A 15,628-nucleotide genomic window follows, 5' to 3' on the forward strand; every position below is an offset into this window, starting at 1 on the left:
CATCCCCGCATCCTTTGCGAAGATCATCCTCTTTTCTCCGGTTTTGAATTGCTTTTACCGGAGATATATTAGCAGGACTTGCCCAAGGACTCTGGTAAATGCTTCGCAAATATTTTCGTACAATCCTCCTCGCATGGCGACAGCTAATTAAACAGAAGACTCGTTTGGCGGTAGCGGTAGTGGGTATTGCCTTTGCAAACATAATGATCTGTACTCAGATGGGGTTTGAGGCTTCACTATTTGATAGTTCCACAGCACCACAAAGAAGCTTAGATACAGATTTGGTGATGGTGAGTTCCCATTTTAAAAGTGTGTATTCACTAAAAAATTTTTCTCGGGAGCGATTGTATCAGGCGTTAGGATTTAAAGGGGTGGAGTCGGTAAGTCCGCTTTATATGGGTTATGGAAAATGGAGAAATCCCCAAACACACCGTTTACTAAGTATTTTGGTGTTTGGTACAGACCCGAGAACCATTGCATTTAAATTTCCTGAAGTTGAGCAAAACCGCAGTCAGTTGCAAAAACTGAATACAGTGTTGTTTGACCAAGGTTCCTTACCAGAATTTGGGCCCATCACCACTTTATTGCAACAGCGAACAATCGTAGAAACTGAATTAAATGATGTTAACGTCCGGGTTGCGGGTTTGTTTACCTTGGGTGCATCATTTGGCGCATATGGAAATGTGATTACCAGCGACTCAACTTTTCTGCACTTATTCCCCAATCACCATCCACAGCAAATTCAGATTGGTCTAATTAAGTTACAAGCAGATGTATATCCACAACAAGTTGCCCAAAGTTTAGTAGATGATTTACCTGATGATGTGATGATTCTCACTAATGAGAGTTTTGCACAGGCAGAAAAAGCTTATTGGGCAAAAACAACCCCGATAGGTTTTGTTTTTGGTTTGGGCGTGATTGTCTCTTTTATTGTTGGAATTGTGATTGTTTATCAGATTATTTATGCTGACATTGCCGATCACTTACCACAATACGCTATGCTCAAGGCCATAGGGTATAGCGATCGCTATTTAATAGTAGTGCTGATTCAAGAAGCTTTACTCCTAGCAGTATTAGGTTACATCCCAGGATTTATTGTTTCCTTGGGACTTTATCAGCTAGCAGCTACTGCTACCATGCTGCCCATTTTTATGACTATCGAGCGGGGTATCACTGTATTTGTTTTAACAGTGACAATGTGCTTGATTTCTGCATTTACCACAATGCGAAAGTTAAATTCTGCTGATCCTGCTGATGTATTTTAATAGTTGGTGGTTGGTTGTTAGTGGTTAGTGGTTAGTGGTTGTTGGGCATGGGAAAATCATCAGTATCTTAACTTACCCATTACCCAATCGTTAGAGAACACACTACAATTCTTTTGATGTGACTTTTCGAGGGGATATAGCATGACTATTTGGGTAAATGAGCAAATCGATCCATCTGGCTTGGTTTATGCCTGTATAGCCTGCTGCAATGAGTCCCAAGCTAAAGAGTGTCATGAGTCTTTTAAAAAAAACTTGACTGAAACGCAAAAAATCGCAGGTTGGGTAGCACAATTACGGACAGTTGATTCCTGGGATGAAGTTCCAGTCAATGCTTTAAAACTGAATTAATTTGTTTGTTGTTTGTTGTTTGGTATCGTCCCAACCAACGATTAACAACCAACAACCAACTATTTAGGTTAAGAAAATATAACCACAAGATTAAGAAATAATAAATAATTAATAATAGCTACAAATTCACCTATTCTTTTATATATATTTGATGATTTTTCTGAAGCTTTAAGAGTTATCATCTATACAAAGGAAAAATTAAAAAACTTGAAAAAAACAAAATAAGATAAGTGAACTATCCAACGCTTAACACTTTTGTTGCAGGCTATCCTATTAATTTGGTTGGCACAAGCGGACAAGCGGTTGAGATTTCAATTCATTCTCCGAGTCAGTACATTTGTGCCAATTGTGAACGGATATTACCTGATTGGAAACATCAACTTTTTTTGTGGGTGGTGATTGTTTTACAACAATCTACTTACGCAATGATGGTAAGTACGCCAGAAATTGAGGCGGAAAAAGAAAAGTTACGGGAAAAATTTATGAGGTTTGGCTTTGATGTGGCTTTTAATCTGCGCGATCGCGGTTATTTGACAGACCTCATTGATCCCCGCACAGGTTATCCATTGCTTTCTCGTCCGGGGATAGTTCCTCATGACGATACAGCAGTTGTGAAAGCTTTACTCAATTATCCAGTTATAGAAAATAAGTGTCGTGTACTAGTCCATCCTGAGTGGGGTATGGCAGTTTATCCTAGTATTTTGCTCTCAGCAGCCCCTCCAATCGTCATCGAAGAGGCCATCAAAAGTATAGCCCCATTGCATAGTTGGCAAGACATTGATCAATAGTCAGCAAGCAGCCTGTGCTACGGAGTGGAGTTAGTATTTTTTATACCTATATTCTTTCACCCTGCCCCTTCGCCCTTCACTACCACTCAGCCATTCTAAAATTCGATTCCATGCCCACCAAGGATCAGGGTCTTGTGCTTGGCGTTGACATTCTTTGCTGCTGATGTAACCCACATGACCACCGTAACGAGTAAGTAACAAATCTATCACTGGATTAGCAGCACAAGCTGATTGTAAATCTGGCACGATCGCCGGATCAAAAAGAGGATCATCTTCGGCATAAATAATCAAAGTCGGTTTTTGCAGATTTGGTAGTAATTGCAAAGCGCTGCTGGCATCGTAATAAGCTTCCACCGAAGGAAAACCCAAGCGTTTAATAACTAATTCTTCATCAAAGCTCCAGATACTATTTACTCGTGCGATCGCTTCTGGGTCAATACTGTTAGGATGAGCTTCATAAATTTGCCACGCCAGTTTTTTGAGATTACGTGTGATCGCCTTTTCTATATATCGGCCAAAAGGCTGCTTGACTAAATAGGTAAGCGATCGCTTAGAATCCAGACTTGGACAAATTACCGCCGCACCACCAATATCTTCGTCCTCTAAACCCAGAACCTCAAATGATGGGGTGATGGGGTGATGGGGTGATAGAGAGAAATTCTCTCCCCACCTCCCCACCTCCCAATCTCCCCACCTTAAACTCACCGCCCACAGCGCCAACTGTCCCCCTAAAGAATATCCCGTGAACCAAAATTTTCCTGGACATCCCATTGCTTTAGCCGCCGCTGCGATACGAATAAAATCTTCACCTTCGTACAAACCATCGCTGGTCAATGTCGGCGATAATTGGGCTGTCCTGCCGTGACCACGCCAATCAAATAATACGACTGCATACCCTTGGGCGTAGGCTTTACGTCCTAGCAGTTTGAGAAACCATTGATTCTCCAACTCACCTGTAATACCATAGGTTCCTACGATCGTGCCGCAAGGGTTTTCAGGAATAGCCACCCAGCCAAAAATCGCTACACTTTGCCCACCAACAAAAACATGTTCTTGATAAGGAGGTTCTGGATATTTCGTAGTTTTTTCCCAATTACGCCCAGCCCAAAGCGCGGTGTAGAGGGTCATTGCTACACCATTGCGCAAAAATTTTGGCGGATTGTATGACCAGTAACACATTATCTCTAGGATTTAGTATAGCTTGGACTTATTTTTTAAATCTTTGAATTTTAATCTTTATGTTAGATTTAAAATATTTTTTATAATCTAATGAAGCAATCTTTGTATTTCCCAAAGGTTCTTATTTATCCTTAATAAGTAGTAATAATTTTTTAATAATGCCGAGGATTCTAGTCATAGACGATGACCCAGCAATTTCAGAGTTAGTTGCCGTCAACTTAGAGATGGCTGGCTACGACGTCAGCCAAGCAGAAGATGGGATCAAGGGTCAAGCGCTGGCTCTACAACTCCAACCAGACTTAATTATGCTCGATCTGATGTTGCCCAGGGTAGATGGGTTCACTGTATGTCAGCGCTTGCGCCGAGATGAACGTACAGCCGAGATTCCCGTATTGATGTTAACAGCGCTTTCGCAGACTCAAGATAAAGTAGAAGGCTTTAATGCAGGTGCAGATGACTACCTAACCAAACCATTTGAAGTTGAAGAAATGCTGGCGCGGGTGCGCGCTTTATTGCGACGTACTGACCGTATTCCCCAAGCCGCTAAACATAGTGAAATTCTCAACTATGGGCCCTTGACTCTGGTTCCCGAACGGTTTGAGGCAATATGGTTCAATCAAACAGTCAAACTAACTCATCTAGAGTTCGAGTTACTTCACTGCTTACTCCAGCGACACGGTCAAACCGTTTCCCCTAGTGAAATTCTCAGGGAAGTGTGGGGGTACGATCCAGATGATGATATTGAAACCATTCGAGTCCACATTCGTCACTTACGAACCAAGCTAGAACCAGACCCTCGTCACCCCCGTTACATCAAAACAGTATATGGTGCTGGATACTGTCTAGAGTTGCCCAGTGTTCCCCAATCAAGCGAAGGTATCCCTACATCAAAAGTCGATTGATTCTGTTCGGACTGTTACGTAAATGTTGATAAATTAGTTTTTAAATTGGCACTCGTATGTTGTGATCACTTCAAGAGTGCCAATAAAGTTTTGTGTTTATGATTGTGTATCCCTGCGATCGCTTTCCTGAGTGCGCCATAACTCGATTTCTATGATATTAAGCTCGGGCATTGGGCAGCCAGTGCAGTAGACTCCTTTGCTGGCATAAAGGAGCCACTGCGCCCTTGGGGGTTCCAACAGTTGTAGCAGGTGGGGTCATTGGGCATTGGGCATAGGAAAATCATCAGTATCTTAATTACCCATTACCGACCCCAACAGAGAATATTAAGTGTTCAAGCGAACATGATATTAGTTCACGAGGCTAGAAAAAACTAAATCCGAGTGATGCAGAGATTGCCAAAAGTCAAGAATCTGTTCTGCTACCAAATTTGGATGGAAGAAGTGAAAAAAATGCCGTCCTTTGTGACATTCCCAATAGCGATCTCTTGCGAGAAGCCGCTCCGCGTCTACGCCCTCCATCAAAAAAGGTCGCCATCCTTGCAGAGCCTCGGGTTCTACGATCATGTCGTCGGTACTACCACAAACCATAAAGGGTACAGGAACTGGGGCAGGAGGTACACTTAACCGTTTCACCAAGGAGTGAGGTGAAAGCGAACAATTCTTATCTTGCTCCAAAATCCTCTCTAGACGCTTGACGGTTTTTTCATTTTGATAGCCAAATAGATTGTATACCATCGCATTGAGAATCTTTTGCCGACTCAAGTAAGGGAGATGAGCGTAATAATGAGCTTGCCAGTCAAGCGCAGCATCAGCACCCACAGCTAATAGAGTTAAAGACTTAACTTTTTTTGGATATCGACGCGTATATAGTAATCCTAATAAGCCTCCAGTGCTGTGGCCAATCAGATGCACAGGTTGATTAATGGATTGGAGATAATTATCTAGCAGCAGTATCGCAACATCTAAGGAACTTGCTTCATCCTGAGTCTGGCTATATTCCCACCGAGCAATAGTTACATCACGTGACAATTCACACAAAAGTGGTTGAGCAAAACATAACAAACTAGGGCTTGTATTCAACCAAATAGCATCTGGCTCAGGAGACATGAATTTATCCTACTATTAATTAAAGTAAAGTTCTAAAATTCTAGTTAAAACTGTTAATAGCTAACAGCAAGAAAGGCAATTAGCTATTAACTATGAGCGATTATTTGAACTACACACCAAACTCTTTTTTAAGTTGAGCTACCCAAGCTTTAATACGTTCGTCAGTTAAGTCAGATTGGTTATCTTCATCAAGAGCCAAACCTACAAACTTACCGTTTTTCACAGCTTTAGATTCATTAAAATCATAGCCATCTGTAGACCAGTAACCAACTGTAGTACCGCCGAGTTCGGTAATTTTCTCTTCTAAAATGCCCATTGCATCTTGAAAGTTATCGGCATAACCAATCTGGTCTCCAGTGCCAAAATAGGCTACCTTTTTACCGTTGAAATCAATATTATCTAACTCGGAGAAAAAGCCCTCCCAGTCGCTTTGTAGTTCACCAATATTCCAGGTAGAACAGCCAATAATTAGATATTCATAATCGGCAAAATCATCCTCTTCTGCATCCATGATGTTGTGCAATGTCACTACATCATCACCACCAAATTCTTTCTGAATTGTCTCTGCTACCAACTCAGTTTTACCTGTTGTAGAACCGAAAAATAGACCAATTTTTGACATATTTTGCGCCCTATTTCACTTCATTCTTGTTTCCATTCAGCCTTCCCAAAGGGAAGGCTGGGACGTAAAACGCGCTATACAAACGCAGCAAACACAGCAACACTACTCAAAAGCAGATAGGCGAAGATTGCTCCACCAATTCCACCAATCAGAAAGCCCTCAGTAAATTGACTCCATCCTTCGGTAGTATTGACAGTCTGTGGCACACTGGGAATTGTGATAACCGTTGCTGGTGGTACGGTTTGTTGTTGTCTTTCAAAGCTGGTAGTGCCGTAAATCGAAAAACCAATTGTCAGGATGACAATCAAACTACCTGTGGCTATTAAACCAACCAAGTTTCCTAGATTAGAATTACCCAATGAACCGAATGAAGCTAACGTGACAAACGGCCCAACTAACCAGTAACCATGAGCCATGCCAATTTCCAACCCCCGTCCTAGAGGAGAGACACCAGGGCGGTAGATTGGCAAATATTTCAAAAACTTCAGCGTCAAGTCAGAGGAGGCGATCGCAGTAGCTTGATTTGCTGTTTGGGGGTTTACCTGGGGCGCTTGAACCATGTCAGCATTTTTGAAATCAAATCCGGCGGCAATTGCACGGGCACGCAGTGCGTGCCAAATGTGACCTAAGAGGAATATGACTGCCAAGACAAAATGGAAAGTTACCAACCAACCACGCGCAGAAACTATACCAGCAGAAGTTTCTATAGCTTTAACTGGGCCATAGAAAACTTCTGGATAGACAGTGTTATTGACTGACGCAAAGTATGCTGCCAAAAAGCCCATGTATGCGACACCACCAATGCTATAAGAAAGATACGCTTCTCCTGAGTAAATCAAAACTCGGCGCGCCCAGGTAAATGGCTTAGTCAAGATGTGGAAAATACCACCGCCAATTAACATCAAACCAACCCAGATGTGACCGCCAACGACATCTTCCAAGTTATCAACAGCTGCCATTCCCTCTGGGCCCCAAACTCCAAATAGATAGGCGAAAATCCGAAGTGGATTGAGCGTTGGATGATTGATTACCCTCACGTCTCCACCGCCAGCTACCCAAGGATCAAACAGTCCACCCCAAAACATCGCCTTCGCAACCAAAAGCCAAGCACCCAAGCCTAAAATCACTAGGTGAATGCCCAAGATAGTGGTCATCTTATCTTTGTCTTTCCAGTCATAGCCAAAAAAGCCAGCTAATGTAGGATTGTCTTCTAACACCTCTGGTCCTAGTAGGGAGTGGTAAATACCACCGGCTGCCAGAATCACTGAAGGTATCAGATGCAAGACACTGATGACGAAGTAGGGATAGGTGCTAATGACTTGTCCACCAGCACCGACACCAAAACCCAGAGTTGCTAGATGAGGCAGCAGGATTAACCCTTGCTCATACATTGGCAGATTCGGATTGAAGCGCGACAACTCAAACAGTGTCATTCCGCCAGCCCATAACAAAATCAGTGCAGCGTGAGCAATATGAGCGCCTAGTAATTTACCTGATAGATTGGTAAGACGAAAGTTACCAGCCCACCAGCCAACATCAGGTATTTGTTGCTTGTATGGGCTATCTGCAATTACTGCTGTCATTTCTAATCATCCTTGAGAATTTTTTGCAATTTTTCTAAAACAGTTGCGAGAATTTTTTGCAATTTTTTTGCATTAATTTGCTTCAGCTAATCGGTTGGGGAATCACCGCCTCTTGACTTACCCGACCTTTACGAAAATCGAACCCACGCGCCCGTAAGGCGTGCCAGATATGGCCTTGGAGAAAGAAGAAAGCTAACCAAAAGTGAGCATTAGCTAACCAAGTTCGGGAGCTAACAAGGTCAGGATCAACTGATGAAAAGTACGGCACGACATTCTGCCTCACCACAAGTGCCGGGCCATAAAAAACTTCAGGATAAACAGTCGTGTTCACTGATACGAAGAGAGTGGCAATAAAGCCCATTAGTGCCAAAGCGCCCAGACTGTAACAGAGGTAAGCTTCTCCAGACCAAACAAATAGTGGATGCGTCCAACTAAAGGGTTTAGTCACAATGTGGAAAAGTCCACCAAAAAGTAACATCCCACCAATCCAAATATGACCACCAACTACGTCTTCTAGATTGTCAACGCCAGCGATCCAGAATTTACCGATTGCACCGAACAGATAGCCAAAGATCACAGCTGGATTCAGCGTCGGATTTGTAATTACCCTGACATTCTCAATGTTTGGGTCGTACAATCCACCAAAGTACATTGCTTTAGCAACTAACAAAAATGCACCACAACCCAGTAACACCAAGTGAATACCAAGGATTGTGGTCATTTTGCCTGTATCTGACCAGTCGTAGCCAAACAAAGGAAACCTACCCTCTAGAGTTTCTGGGCCACGCAGGGAGTGAAAGATTCCTCCAAAACCCAGAAAGGCTGAGGAAATTAAATGCAAAGCGCCAATGACGAAATAGGGATAAGTATCCACAACTGCACCCTCTGCACCTACACCCCAACCAAGAGCAGCTAGGTGAGGTAGCAAAATCAAGCCTTGCTCGTACATTGGTTGTGCCGAATTAAAATGGGCTAGCTCAAATAAAGTCATCACTCCTGCCCAAAAAACAATCAAACCAGCATGAGCGACGTGAGCGCCTAATAATTTCCCTGATAAGTTCGTGAGCCTTGCGTTTCCTGCCCACCAAGGCGAGTCGGCGAGGTCTTGCTCCACCGACAGCGGACTTGTAGAAGTTGCCATATTTCACCTATTGAGTTTGTTGAGAATATTATTCAACAAGTTTAAAATGAGCTTACACTAAAATCAAAATTAATGCAATTAACTCTCATTTGTCAAAAATGAGATACTAGAGACAAAGGCAATTATTACGTTTTGTAAAATAACTTGATTATTAAAATATTTTCTCAATAAACTGGATTTGATTTTACAGACTATTAAATTTAAAAGATGCAGGGTGCAACTTTAATTCACGAACATATAGGTGGCAAAAGTTAGCCATAGGCTGATTTTCCTCTGACAGTGTGCAAGCAATGTCCAAACAACAAACTTGCTTGTAAATGAGATTTACAAGCAAGTATTTTTTGCAATATTTGAAGATTTTATTGAATATTTTTAGCAATAATCAGTAAAAACCTAAGCAATGCAAACATACTACTACTCTGTTAACTCAAAATTGATGGGTAAACTTCCCCACGGATAGAATCCGGGGGCTTTCAGTAGCCCTGAGCGATCTGCACTGAGAGAACAGCACAAATAACCCGAACCTCCAGGCAGGTTTACAGACTGCCCCAAAAGACGAATTACCCTAGATCCATTCAAATCAGCGTCACCATGCCATCCACAATTGCCACACTTGAAACGCTTATCCGACCTCAAGCCAATGTGCAAGCATTGGTGGCACGTTTGGCTGGTGTAGGCAGGTGGTACTGCAATCACTTCAACTCCTTGCTTGATACCTTTATATTCAAGGAAGGAACGCAATTGATAGAAAGACCAGGAATTAGAACGTCTACGTTCAACCTTATTTCTGTATTGCTGATTGGTGCGTTCCCTAATCCCGGTCAAATTCTCAATAGCAACAATCGCATTCATGGATTTGGCTTGTTGAATGATGCGGTAGCTGATTTGATGGTTGAGCCATTGCTGAAATCTTCTCTCACGCCCCGACAACCGTTGCAAAATCTGCCTTGCCCTACGGCGAGTAGACCTTGTGCCTTTCGAGGCTTTTTGCTGGAGAGATGCCCTAACCTTGGCGTACTTATCCCGAACCTCTGTTATTTGTTTGCCGTCCCACTTGTCCCCGTTACTGGTTACAGCGATATCCCTGCGCCCAAAATCCACGCCGATAACGTTAGTTGGTTTGAGTGGTTTAGGAGCCTCATCTTTGATTTGGATATGAATATAGTAGGAACCATCCCGATGCTTGCACAGTTGCGCGGATGTTGGCTTTTTACCTTTGAGTTTGCCTCTCTGGTAGTTACCCACATCCAACTTGATATGCTCCCTGCCTTCCATCAAGGTAAGGCTAACAGTCCAGTCTTTCTCTCTAAAAGCAAAAATCCTAGCGTCGTAGTCGGCGCTAGTTGGCTTAAAAGATTGAACTGGTTTGTTCTTTTGTTTAGCAGTTTTTCGGTGACATACGCACGGCGAATAAATTCGCCTGCTGCTTCCTCCCCATGTCTAAAGCCAGAGGCTTCCGCAGCGAGGAGGTTCGGTGAAGGCTGATGTATCGGATGCGGGGACGCGGTGAATGTTTAGACTTAGCAAGGTTTCCACAAGCCAATGCAGAGTTTGTTTTTCATAGATCCGATGTACTTCTAATTAGCTATTTCCGCTTTCTCTACAGAATTATCTCCAACTCCCAAAGTTAGCCGCAGAGGAGCTTTTGACGGGTATGCTTTGACTACCTGGCGATAAACTGCGTAATTTGTGGGTAAAGTCTTCTGTTGAGAACCTAGCGTATACGTCAGTCTGTACTCCACAGCTTTCAATAATTCGGGTGTACTTGCCTGTTCTTGGGGTTTTTGCCGTTGTTCTACTTCTGATACTGAAGGTCGTGGTGGTAGAGTAGGCCACCATAAACCCCTGTCATCAGGGCCGATGACAGCTCCAGGGGGCTTGATGCCATTGCGATTTAGCAAAGAAGTTGTGGCAAAGGTTTCAAAGCGTGGTGATGGTTCATTGGTGAGATCGTATGCATATTTAACTCGCCATGTGTAAGTAGTTAGGGCTGTAGCTTCATACTGATCTGTTACAAGAGTACTGCAACTGTTAAGTGTGAGTCCTGTTAGCACAACCGCTGTCGAGAGCAAAAATCTATTCTTGAATGAGCGATCACTCTTTAGTAGTGTTGTCATTTCCTCAAGTTAACGAAACCAAATCTATCCCCTTTATCAAGGACTTCTAAAAAATAAATATAATACCAGACTTATAGTGAAACAGTATGAGCCTATGCTTCAATTATTGCTGGAAGCTAAGACTGTTGAAGGATCTAATGGTGCAGTTTACTACTTTTTGCCGAGTAATGGACGCTATGAGGTCAAACCTGGTTTAATTCCTTTAGCTGATGATCTCGGTAATGGTCAAGTTGACCAACAAGTATTTCAAATAGATGAAAACTTTGCTTACTATCGCAACGTAAAGCTTGCCGGGCGTGCCGAAAGATTGAGCAAGTACTATCAAACTAGTAATTATTCTCATGCCGTAGCTAGTGCGATCGCTCAATTAATTATCAACCGCCTCACTCAAGAATACCCGCAATACTTCCACATCGAACACCAAAGCAACGCCGATATCAAATTTTACAACCAGCTTACAGGAGAAACTCTCTATCTAGATTCCAGCTATGAGTTACAAAAAGTACAACCTAGCCAAGTATTTCCACTTTACGCTTCTACCCTTGATGCTTTAGCAGCGCAAATACAAGAAGATATCACTGTAATCTCCCGTACGAAAAATGGTAACAATTGGGTAAGTGCAATTCATCTGTGCTATCCCAACCATTGGTCAGCAGAAGAGAAAATTGGCAAAGACTTTGCCACAGTCCATTTACCTGTAGCAGGTATGGAAAAAATTAATCGCCGCGCTAGCGCCATTGTCAACACAATGATTATGCGAGAACCGATGGTACGTTTTGCTTGGGGTTTAAGTACTGACACACACCTGAACCATCACCCCGAACCACCGCCAAATGTGCCAATCAAACAATGGCTAGGTAGAAATTTTAATCGAGAACATCCTCGCTTATATCTGCGAATAGAGCGTCAAGTGATTTGGGGATTACCAAAGTATGAGGCGGCGCTATTTACTATTCGCACCTACTTTCGGGATTGTAGTGTGATCAAAAAAGATCCACAGTTGCGGTGCAAACTATCTGCTGCAATTGAGTCAATGACACCGGAATCTCTCATTTATAAGGGATTGGCAGACAGTAAAGCTGATATTTTAGCATGGCTAGACCAGGTTTAAGGTATCTAAGAAATTGGGTGTAGGGGTGTTGGAGGAATCAAATTAATAACCAGTCTACGATTCAAATTGCAGGCTGATAGCGAAAGTCTTCTAAATTATAAGTATTTTTAACCAGTAACAATTAGGTAACCGTACTCAAGCAGACATCTTTACTGGTGCTTTTTTACTCCAATTAAACACATAATAGAACTAGATATGAGCAAAAATGGAGAACTCATATTTAAGGAGATTAAATGACTCAACGTATAACCAATGCAGTGAATTCACTAGTAACAAAATTCTCACGACGAAATGCACTTTTGTGGCTTGGGGGTAGTGGGCTAGGTACTGCCATTGTGGTAGGAACACAAAAGGAAGTCAAAGCTCAACAGAACAAAGATGTAACATTGGTGAACCCACCAACTTTGTATGATGCAACCCGAAATGGCTATAGTCATATAGCTGTGACACCACCAAGGACAAAAACCGTCTATATTTCTGGTCAATTTGGTTCAGATTTACAAGGGAATCTTGTCTCTAGTGACTTTGAACCACAGTTAGTGAGAGCTTTTGAGAACCTCCGCTTTGCCTTAGAAGCGGTTGGTGCGAAACCAACAGATGTAGCAAAAACTACTATTCTTATAGTGGATTACAACCAAGATAAATTGATACCCTTAGGAAGGGAAATTAGCAATTTGTGGGGGGATAAACCACCAGCAAACACCCTCATTCCTGTTCCTAGACTTGCACTGGACGGTATGTTGTTTGAAATTGATGCTTATGCGGTGATTCCAGAAAAAGGTGATGGAGGACTAGTTTCTAATTAAGAAAATTTCAAGTAATTTCATATATTTGCTAAAAGGAGTCATGGAGGTTTAGGGAAAATACTTTGACTCTCCCCTCTTTGTCTCCTCTTTCTTACCAGGTGTGATGCGTAAAGCCCCCTTTATCACCAATTACCAATTACCGGGTGATGTACTGTAGAATCTATTCACCTTTAAAAGTAAGGCTTTCACATCACCCAACCTTGGTAAATGCTATACCCTATGTGTCAGCCTTACCAAAGATGTACCGACGCTTTATCAAAGTTAATACAGGGAAGGAGACAGAAGAGATGATCAATCATGCAATTAAAGCCTATTAATCAGCAAGCAGTCATTACCAATTACCAATTCATCTGTGTGTGTCGATGCTCGACCTCTACAAAATTAAAGAAAATAAATTTTTGGCTTCTACCTTTTGACAGAATTATTGTAAAAGTCTGTTTATATTTTGAAAATAAAATAGTGCGATCGCTATTCAAAGTACGGATAACCCTGCTTCACTTCCAGAAATATATTGTTACATTAGAAAAGCATTCACTAGAAAGGCTTTAATCCTCAGAACCAAACAATCTAATAGCTTGAAAGCCTAAACAAGTATCAAATCCTTGTAAAGAAATGATTTATAATTTCTAACTTTGATCAACCAGTATTAACCTCCTTGATCAAAACAGAAAAGGGCTTTTGCTTAAAAAGCAGTCTGGCTCTCATTAAAAGTGAATGGAAGCGTGAAAAAACAGATTTTAGTAGTGCTTGCTTTCTTATCCTTAATTATGGTTGCACCGACAACTTCAATCACAAATTGCCATACTAGCATCAATGAACTTTATGTCTTTGGTGACAGTCTTTCCGATATTGGTAACGTATTTAATGCGACTGAAGGATTCCATCCTTCTAGCCCTCCCTACTTTCAAGGGCGTTTTTCTAATGGTTTAGTTTGGGTGGAATATCTTGCTTCTGGGCTAGCATTAACCCCCAAGCAAAATACTAACTTTGCCTATGGCGGCGCAACCACAGGAAGTGGCAATATTAATAGAATTCCAGATTTATTAACACAAGTTGATGGCTTTATCAAAATTCATCAGCAGGTTGATAGAAATGCACTCTATATTCTATGGGCTGGTGCTAATGATTATCTTCATAGCATGAGCAATCCTTCAGTATCAATCAGCAATATATCTCAGGCAATCCAATCTCTTGCAAAAGTTGGAGCAAAAAAAATCTTGGTTGCTAACTTACCAGATTTAGGGAATATTCCAGCCACACGCAATAGCCCTTATTCTAGTATTCTCAGTTCTGCAACGATCGCGCATAATTTGAGCTTGGTTAAGTCCCTTGATATTCTCAAACAAAAGCTAGGACATGACAGCCAAATGATTATGCTTGATGTTCATTCGCTATATAAGGAAGCGATCGCTAATCCAACTAAGTTTGGCTTCATAAATGTAACCGAAGCTTGTCTAAACAAACTTGCTACTTGTGGCAATCCAGACAAGTTTTTATTCTGGGATGGCATTCATCCAACCACTGCTGCTCATCAGATTTTGGCAAAAGCAGCTCTAAAAGAGTTGAAAACGACATACTCATTTCCGCCTCTTCCGGAGCTTTTGCAATAATATGTTCACAATAAAGTTAGGAAAGTTTCTTTGAGTCCTTCTGCGATCTGCTATTAGCATAGCTGCCTTTCAAGGGAGTCATCCACACTGCTGTTTTGGCACAAACTTTGTCATGAAAATTCTTACCCTTCTCCTGTGCCATCTGCCATCTGCCTTATTTTGAAGCTAAACCGTTCTGGTATCGATGTTCTTAGCTTCCTCTGGAGATACCGGCATCCAGTAGCCAAAGTAAGCTGCAATCAGTGCTGTTAATCCATGAAGCCAAACATTATTACCAAAGATGGGAATAAAGCCAAATGTTGTATTTGTTGCTGGAATTACACCTATTACTGCTAGTAATGCATAGAAAATAGCTAACCCTTGTGCATACAAGCGTGAAAACTTTAAGCTCCAAAAGGCAGCTATACCTAGCAAGCCAACTACTAGATGGACAAAATTATGCAAGTAATTGATCGGAAAAAGACTGAATAAGTAGCCATATCCAGTATCAACTGAGATGAGAGGTGCATCTTGAGGAAGTATACGCAAACCTGGTATAAATCCCAGTATTCCGACAAGTAAAAAGAAAATTCCCGCGATCAGAGCAAAGTAGCGTATTCTCATACTAATGCTCCTCCTCTATTAAGTTGTTTTGTTCCACAAGTAACACTGTTACTTATCAAAATTCCTCTTCTATAGGTAGCAGGATGATGTTAAATAGTCTTGTGTTCAACAACACAATATAAATAAAAGCCCTTCCTATATTTGGAGGGCTTTTATTTTATATCGTCCATAAAAAGATTAATATAAAAAGTATTTCTTTTGATATAGGTGAAATGGCTTGGTTAATTCTTATGGTAAAAATAGTCTATAAAAGTTAAAAAATATTAAATTACGAAAAATTTTATTACCTGAGATAGAAGCAATATCGAGGTAAAAACTACTAATTTTTTATCTCTAAAAACAACTAAATAAGATTTTCACCTCTTGGTAGCTATGAGTGAAGTTTTCAAAATATATTGCTAATTATTAACATGAAAATCTACTTTCTCCCAAACACTAGTAATCTA

Annotated in this window: 16 protein-coding genes; 7 read left to right on the forward strand and 9 right to left on the reverse strand. The window is 41.5% G+C overall.

What is annotated here, in order from left to right; genetic code table 11:
• The first annotated feature begins 98 nt into the window (after nucleotides 1–98).
• The 3 genes from devC to UYI_RS0127585 all read left to right on the forward strand — a co-directional run bounded on the left by devC (nucleotide 99) and on the right by UYI_RS0127585 (nucleotide 2,401).
• On the forward strand, nucleotides 99–1,265 hold the full coding sequence (devC, locus tag UYI_RS0127575; RefSeq protein WP_016869913.1) for an ABC transporter permease DevC: 1,167 nt from the start codon (nucleotides 99–101) through the stop codon (nucleotides 1,263–1,265).
• A gap of 141 nt (nucleotides 1,266–1,406) precedes the next feature.
• Nucleotides 1,407–1,613 (forward strand): hypothetical protein, encoded by a 207-nt coding sequence (locus UYI_RS0127580; protein WP_016869914.1) that lies wholly within the window; start codon nucleotides 1,407–1,409, stop codon nucleotides 1,611–1,613.
• Nucleotides 1,614–1,843: 230 nt separating this feature from the next.
• Entirely contained in the window at nucleotides 1,844–2,401 is a 558-nt protein-coding gene (locus UYI_RS0127585) for a methylmalonic aciduria and homocystinuria type D protein (RefSeq protein WP_016869915.1), read from the forward strand.
• A 30-nt stretch (nucleotides 2,402–2,431) separates the two neighbouring features.
• Here UYI_RS0127585 and UYI_RS0127590 read toward each other — a convergent pair whose 3' ends face one another.
• Nucleotides 2,432–3,580: a YheT family hydrolase gene (locus tag UYI_RS0127590; protein WP_016869916.1), complete on the reverse strand. Its 1,149-nt coding sequence runs from the start codon at nucleotides 3,578–3,580 to the stop codon at nucleotides 2,432–2,434.
• 158 nt (nucleotides 3,581–3,738) lie between these two features.
• Between UYI_RS0127590 and UYI_RS0127595 the strand changes: the two genes are divergently transcribed.
• Nucleotides 3,739–4,482: a response regulator transcription factor gene (locus UYI_RS0127595; RefSeq protein WP_009455833.1), complete on the forward strand. Its 744-nt coding sequence runs from the start codon at nucleotides 3,739–3,741 to the stop codon at nucleotides 4,480–4,482.
• Between the two features lie 348 nt (nucleotides 4,483–4,830).
• Here the strand turns inward: UYI_RS0127595 and UYI_RS0127600 are convergent, their stop codons facing one another.
• From UYI_RS0127600 to UYI_RS0127625, 6 genes are all read right to left on the reverse strand, one after another.
• Complete coding sequence (locus UYI_RS0127600) at nucleotides 4,831–5,589, reverse strand: alpha/beta fold hydrolase (RefSeq protein WP_016869917.1); 759 nt, start codon at nucleotides 5,587–5,589, stop codon at nucleotides 4,831–4,833.
• Between the two features lie 109 nt (nucleotides 5,590–5,698).
• A complete protein-coding gene (gene fldA, locus UYI_RS0127605) occupies nucleotides 5,699–6,211 on the reverse strand; it encodes a flavodoxin FldA (RefSeq protein WP_016869918.1) in 513 nt (170 codons plus the stop codon).
• A gap of 74 nt (nucleotides 6,212–6,285) precedes the next feature.
• Entirely contained in the window at nucleotides 6,286–7,794 is a 1,509-nt protein-coding gene (locus UYI_RS0127610; RefSeq protein WP_016869919.1) for a chlorophyll a/b binding light-harvesting protein, read from the reverse strand.
• Nucleotides 7,795–7,876: 82 nt separating this feature from the next.
• Nucleotides 7,877–8,935, reverse strand: a complete 1,059-nt coding sequence (locus tag UYI_RS0127615) for a chlorophyll a/b binding light-harvesting protein (protein ID WP_016869920.1) — start codon at nucleotides 8,933–8,935, stop codon at nucleotides 7,877–7,879.
• A gap of 414 nt (nucleotides 8,936–9,349) precedes the next feature.
• Entirely contained in the window at nucleotides 9,350–10,351 is a 1,002-nt protein-coding gene (locus tag UYI_RS33535; RefSeq protein WP_051035590.1) for an RNA-guided endonuclease InsQ/TnpB family protein, read from the reverse strand.
• Nucleotides 10,352–10,512: 161 nt separating this feature from the next.
• Nucleotides 10,513–11,052 (reverse strand): hypothetical protein, encoded by a 540-nt coding sequence (locus tag UYI_RS0127625; protein ID WP_035139062.1) that lies wholly within the window; start codon nucleotides 11,050–11,052, stop codon nucleotides 10,513–10,515.
• A 94-nt stretch (nucleotides 11,053–11,146) separates the two neighbouring features.
• Here UYI_RS0127625 and UYI_RS0127630 point away from each other — a divergent pair, with 94 nt between their 5' ends.
• From UYI_RS0127630 to UYI_RS0127640, 3 genes are all read left to right on the forward strand, one after another.
• Nucleotides 11,147–12,163 carry a heme-dependent oxidative N-demethylase family protein gene (locus tag UYI_RS0127630; protein ID WP_016869923.1) on the forward strand — a complete coding sequence of 339 codons (1,017 nt, stop codon included), beginning with the start codon at nucleotides 11,147–11,149 and terminating at the stop codon, nucleotides 12,161–12,163.
• A 233-nt stretch (nucleotides 12,164–12,396) separates the two neighbouring features.
• Entirely contained in the window at nucleotides 12,397–12,969 is a 573-nt protein-coding gene (locus UYI_RS0127635) for a Rid family hydrolase (protein WP_016869924.1), read from the forward strand.
• A gap of 722 nt (nucleotides 12,970–13,691) precedes the next feature.
• On the forward strand, nucleotides 13,692–14,579 hold the full coding sequence (locus UYI_RS0127640) for an SGNH/GDSL hydrolase family protein (RefSeq protein WP_016869925.1): 888 nt from the start codon (nucleotides 13,692–13,694) through the stop codon (nucleotides 14,577–14,579).
• Between the two features lie 16 nt (nucleotides 14,580–14,595).
• On the opposite strand, the gene UYI_RS39880 is transcribed toward UYI_RS0127640, so the two are convergent.
• Together UYI_RS39880 and UYI_RS0127650 are read right to left on the reverse strand one after the other, a co-directional pair.
• Nucleotides 14,596–14,721: a hypothetical protein gene (locus UYI_RS39880; protein ID WP_016869927.1), complete on the reverse strand. Its 126-nt coding sequence runs from the start codon at nucleotides 14,719–14,721 to the stop codon at nucleotides 14,596–14,598.
• 23 nt (nucleotides 14,722–14,744) lie between these two features.
• The gene (locus UYI_RS0127650; RefSeq protein WP_016869929.1) at nucleotides 14,745–15,182 is read right to left on the reverse strand and encodes a DUF4383 domain-containing protein; all 438 of its coding nucleotides are present in this window, start codon (nucleotides 15,180–15,182) and stop codon (nucleotides 14,745–14,747) included.
• Between the last annotated feature and the right edge of the window lie 446 nt (nucleotides 15,183–15,628).

The sequence above is a fragment of the Fischerella muscicola PCC 7414 genome (assembly GCF_000317205.1).
Classification (GTDB): Bacteria; Cyanobacteriota; Cyanobacteriia; order Cyanobacteriales; family Nostocaceae; genus Fischerella; species Fischerella muscicola.

Coding starts and splice junctions, on each gene's coding strand:
- UYI_RS0127590 (WP_016869916.1), bottom strand. CDS start 3,580: ATGTGTTACTGGTCATACAATCCGCCAAAATTTTTGCGCAATGGTGTA.
- UYI_RS0127595 (WP_009455833.1), top strand. CDS start 3,739: ATGCCGAGGATTCTAGTCATAGACGATGACCCAGCAATTTCAGAGTTA.
- UYI_RS0127635 (WP_016869924.1), top strand. CDS start 12,397: ATGACTCAACGTATAACCAATGCAGTGAATTCACTAGTAACAAAATTC.
- UYI_RS39880 (WP_016869927.1), bottom strand. CDS start 14,721: ATGGCACAGGAGAAGGGTAAGAATTTTCATGACAAAGTTTGTGCCAAA.
- devC (WP_016869913.1), top strand. CDS start 99: ATGCTTCGCAAATATTTTCGTACAATCCTCCTCGCATGGCGACAGCTA.
- UYI_RS0127630 (WP_016869923.1), top strand. CDS start 11,147: ATGCTTCAATTATTGCTGGAAGCTAAGACTGTTGAAGGATCTAATGGT.
- fldA (WP_016869918.1), bottom strand. CDS start 6,211: ATGTCAAAAATTGGTCTATTTTTCGGTTCTACAACAGGTAAAACTGAG.
- UYI_RS0127615 (WP_016869920.1), bottom strand. CDS start 8,935: ATGGCAACTTCTACAAGTCCGCTGTCGGTGGAGCAAGACCTCGCCGAC.
- UYI_RS0127610 (WP_016869919.1), bottom strand. CDS start 7,794: ATGACAGCAGTAATTGCAGATAGCCCATACAAGCAACAAATACCTGAT.
- UYI_RS0127580 (WP_016869914.1), top strand. CDS start 1,407: ATGACTATTTGGGTAAATGAGCAAATCGATCCATCTGGCTTGGTTTAT.
- UYI_RS0127650 (WP_016869929.1), bottom strand. CDS start 15,182: ATGAGAATACGCTACTTTGCTCTGATCGCGGGAATTTTCTTTTTACTT.
- UYI_RS0127625 (WP_035139062.1), bottom strand. CDS start 11,052: ATGACAACACTACTAAAGAGTGATCGCTCATTCAAGAATAGATTTTTG.
- UYI_RS0127600 (WP_016869917.1), bottom strand. CDS start 5,589: ATGTCTCCTGAGCCAGATGCTATTTGGTTGAATACAAGCCCTAGTTTG.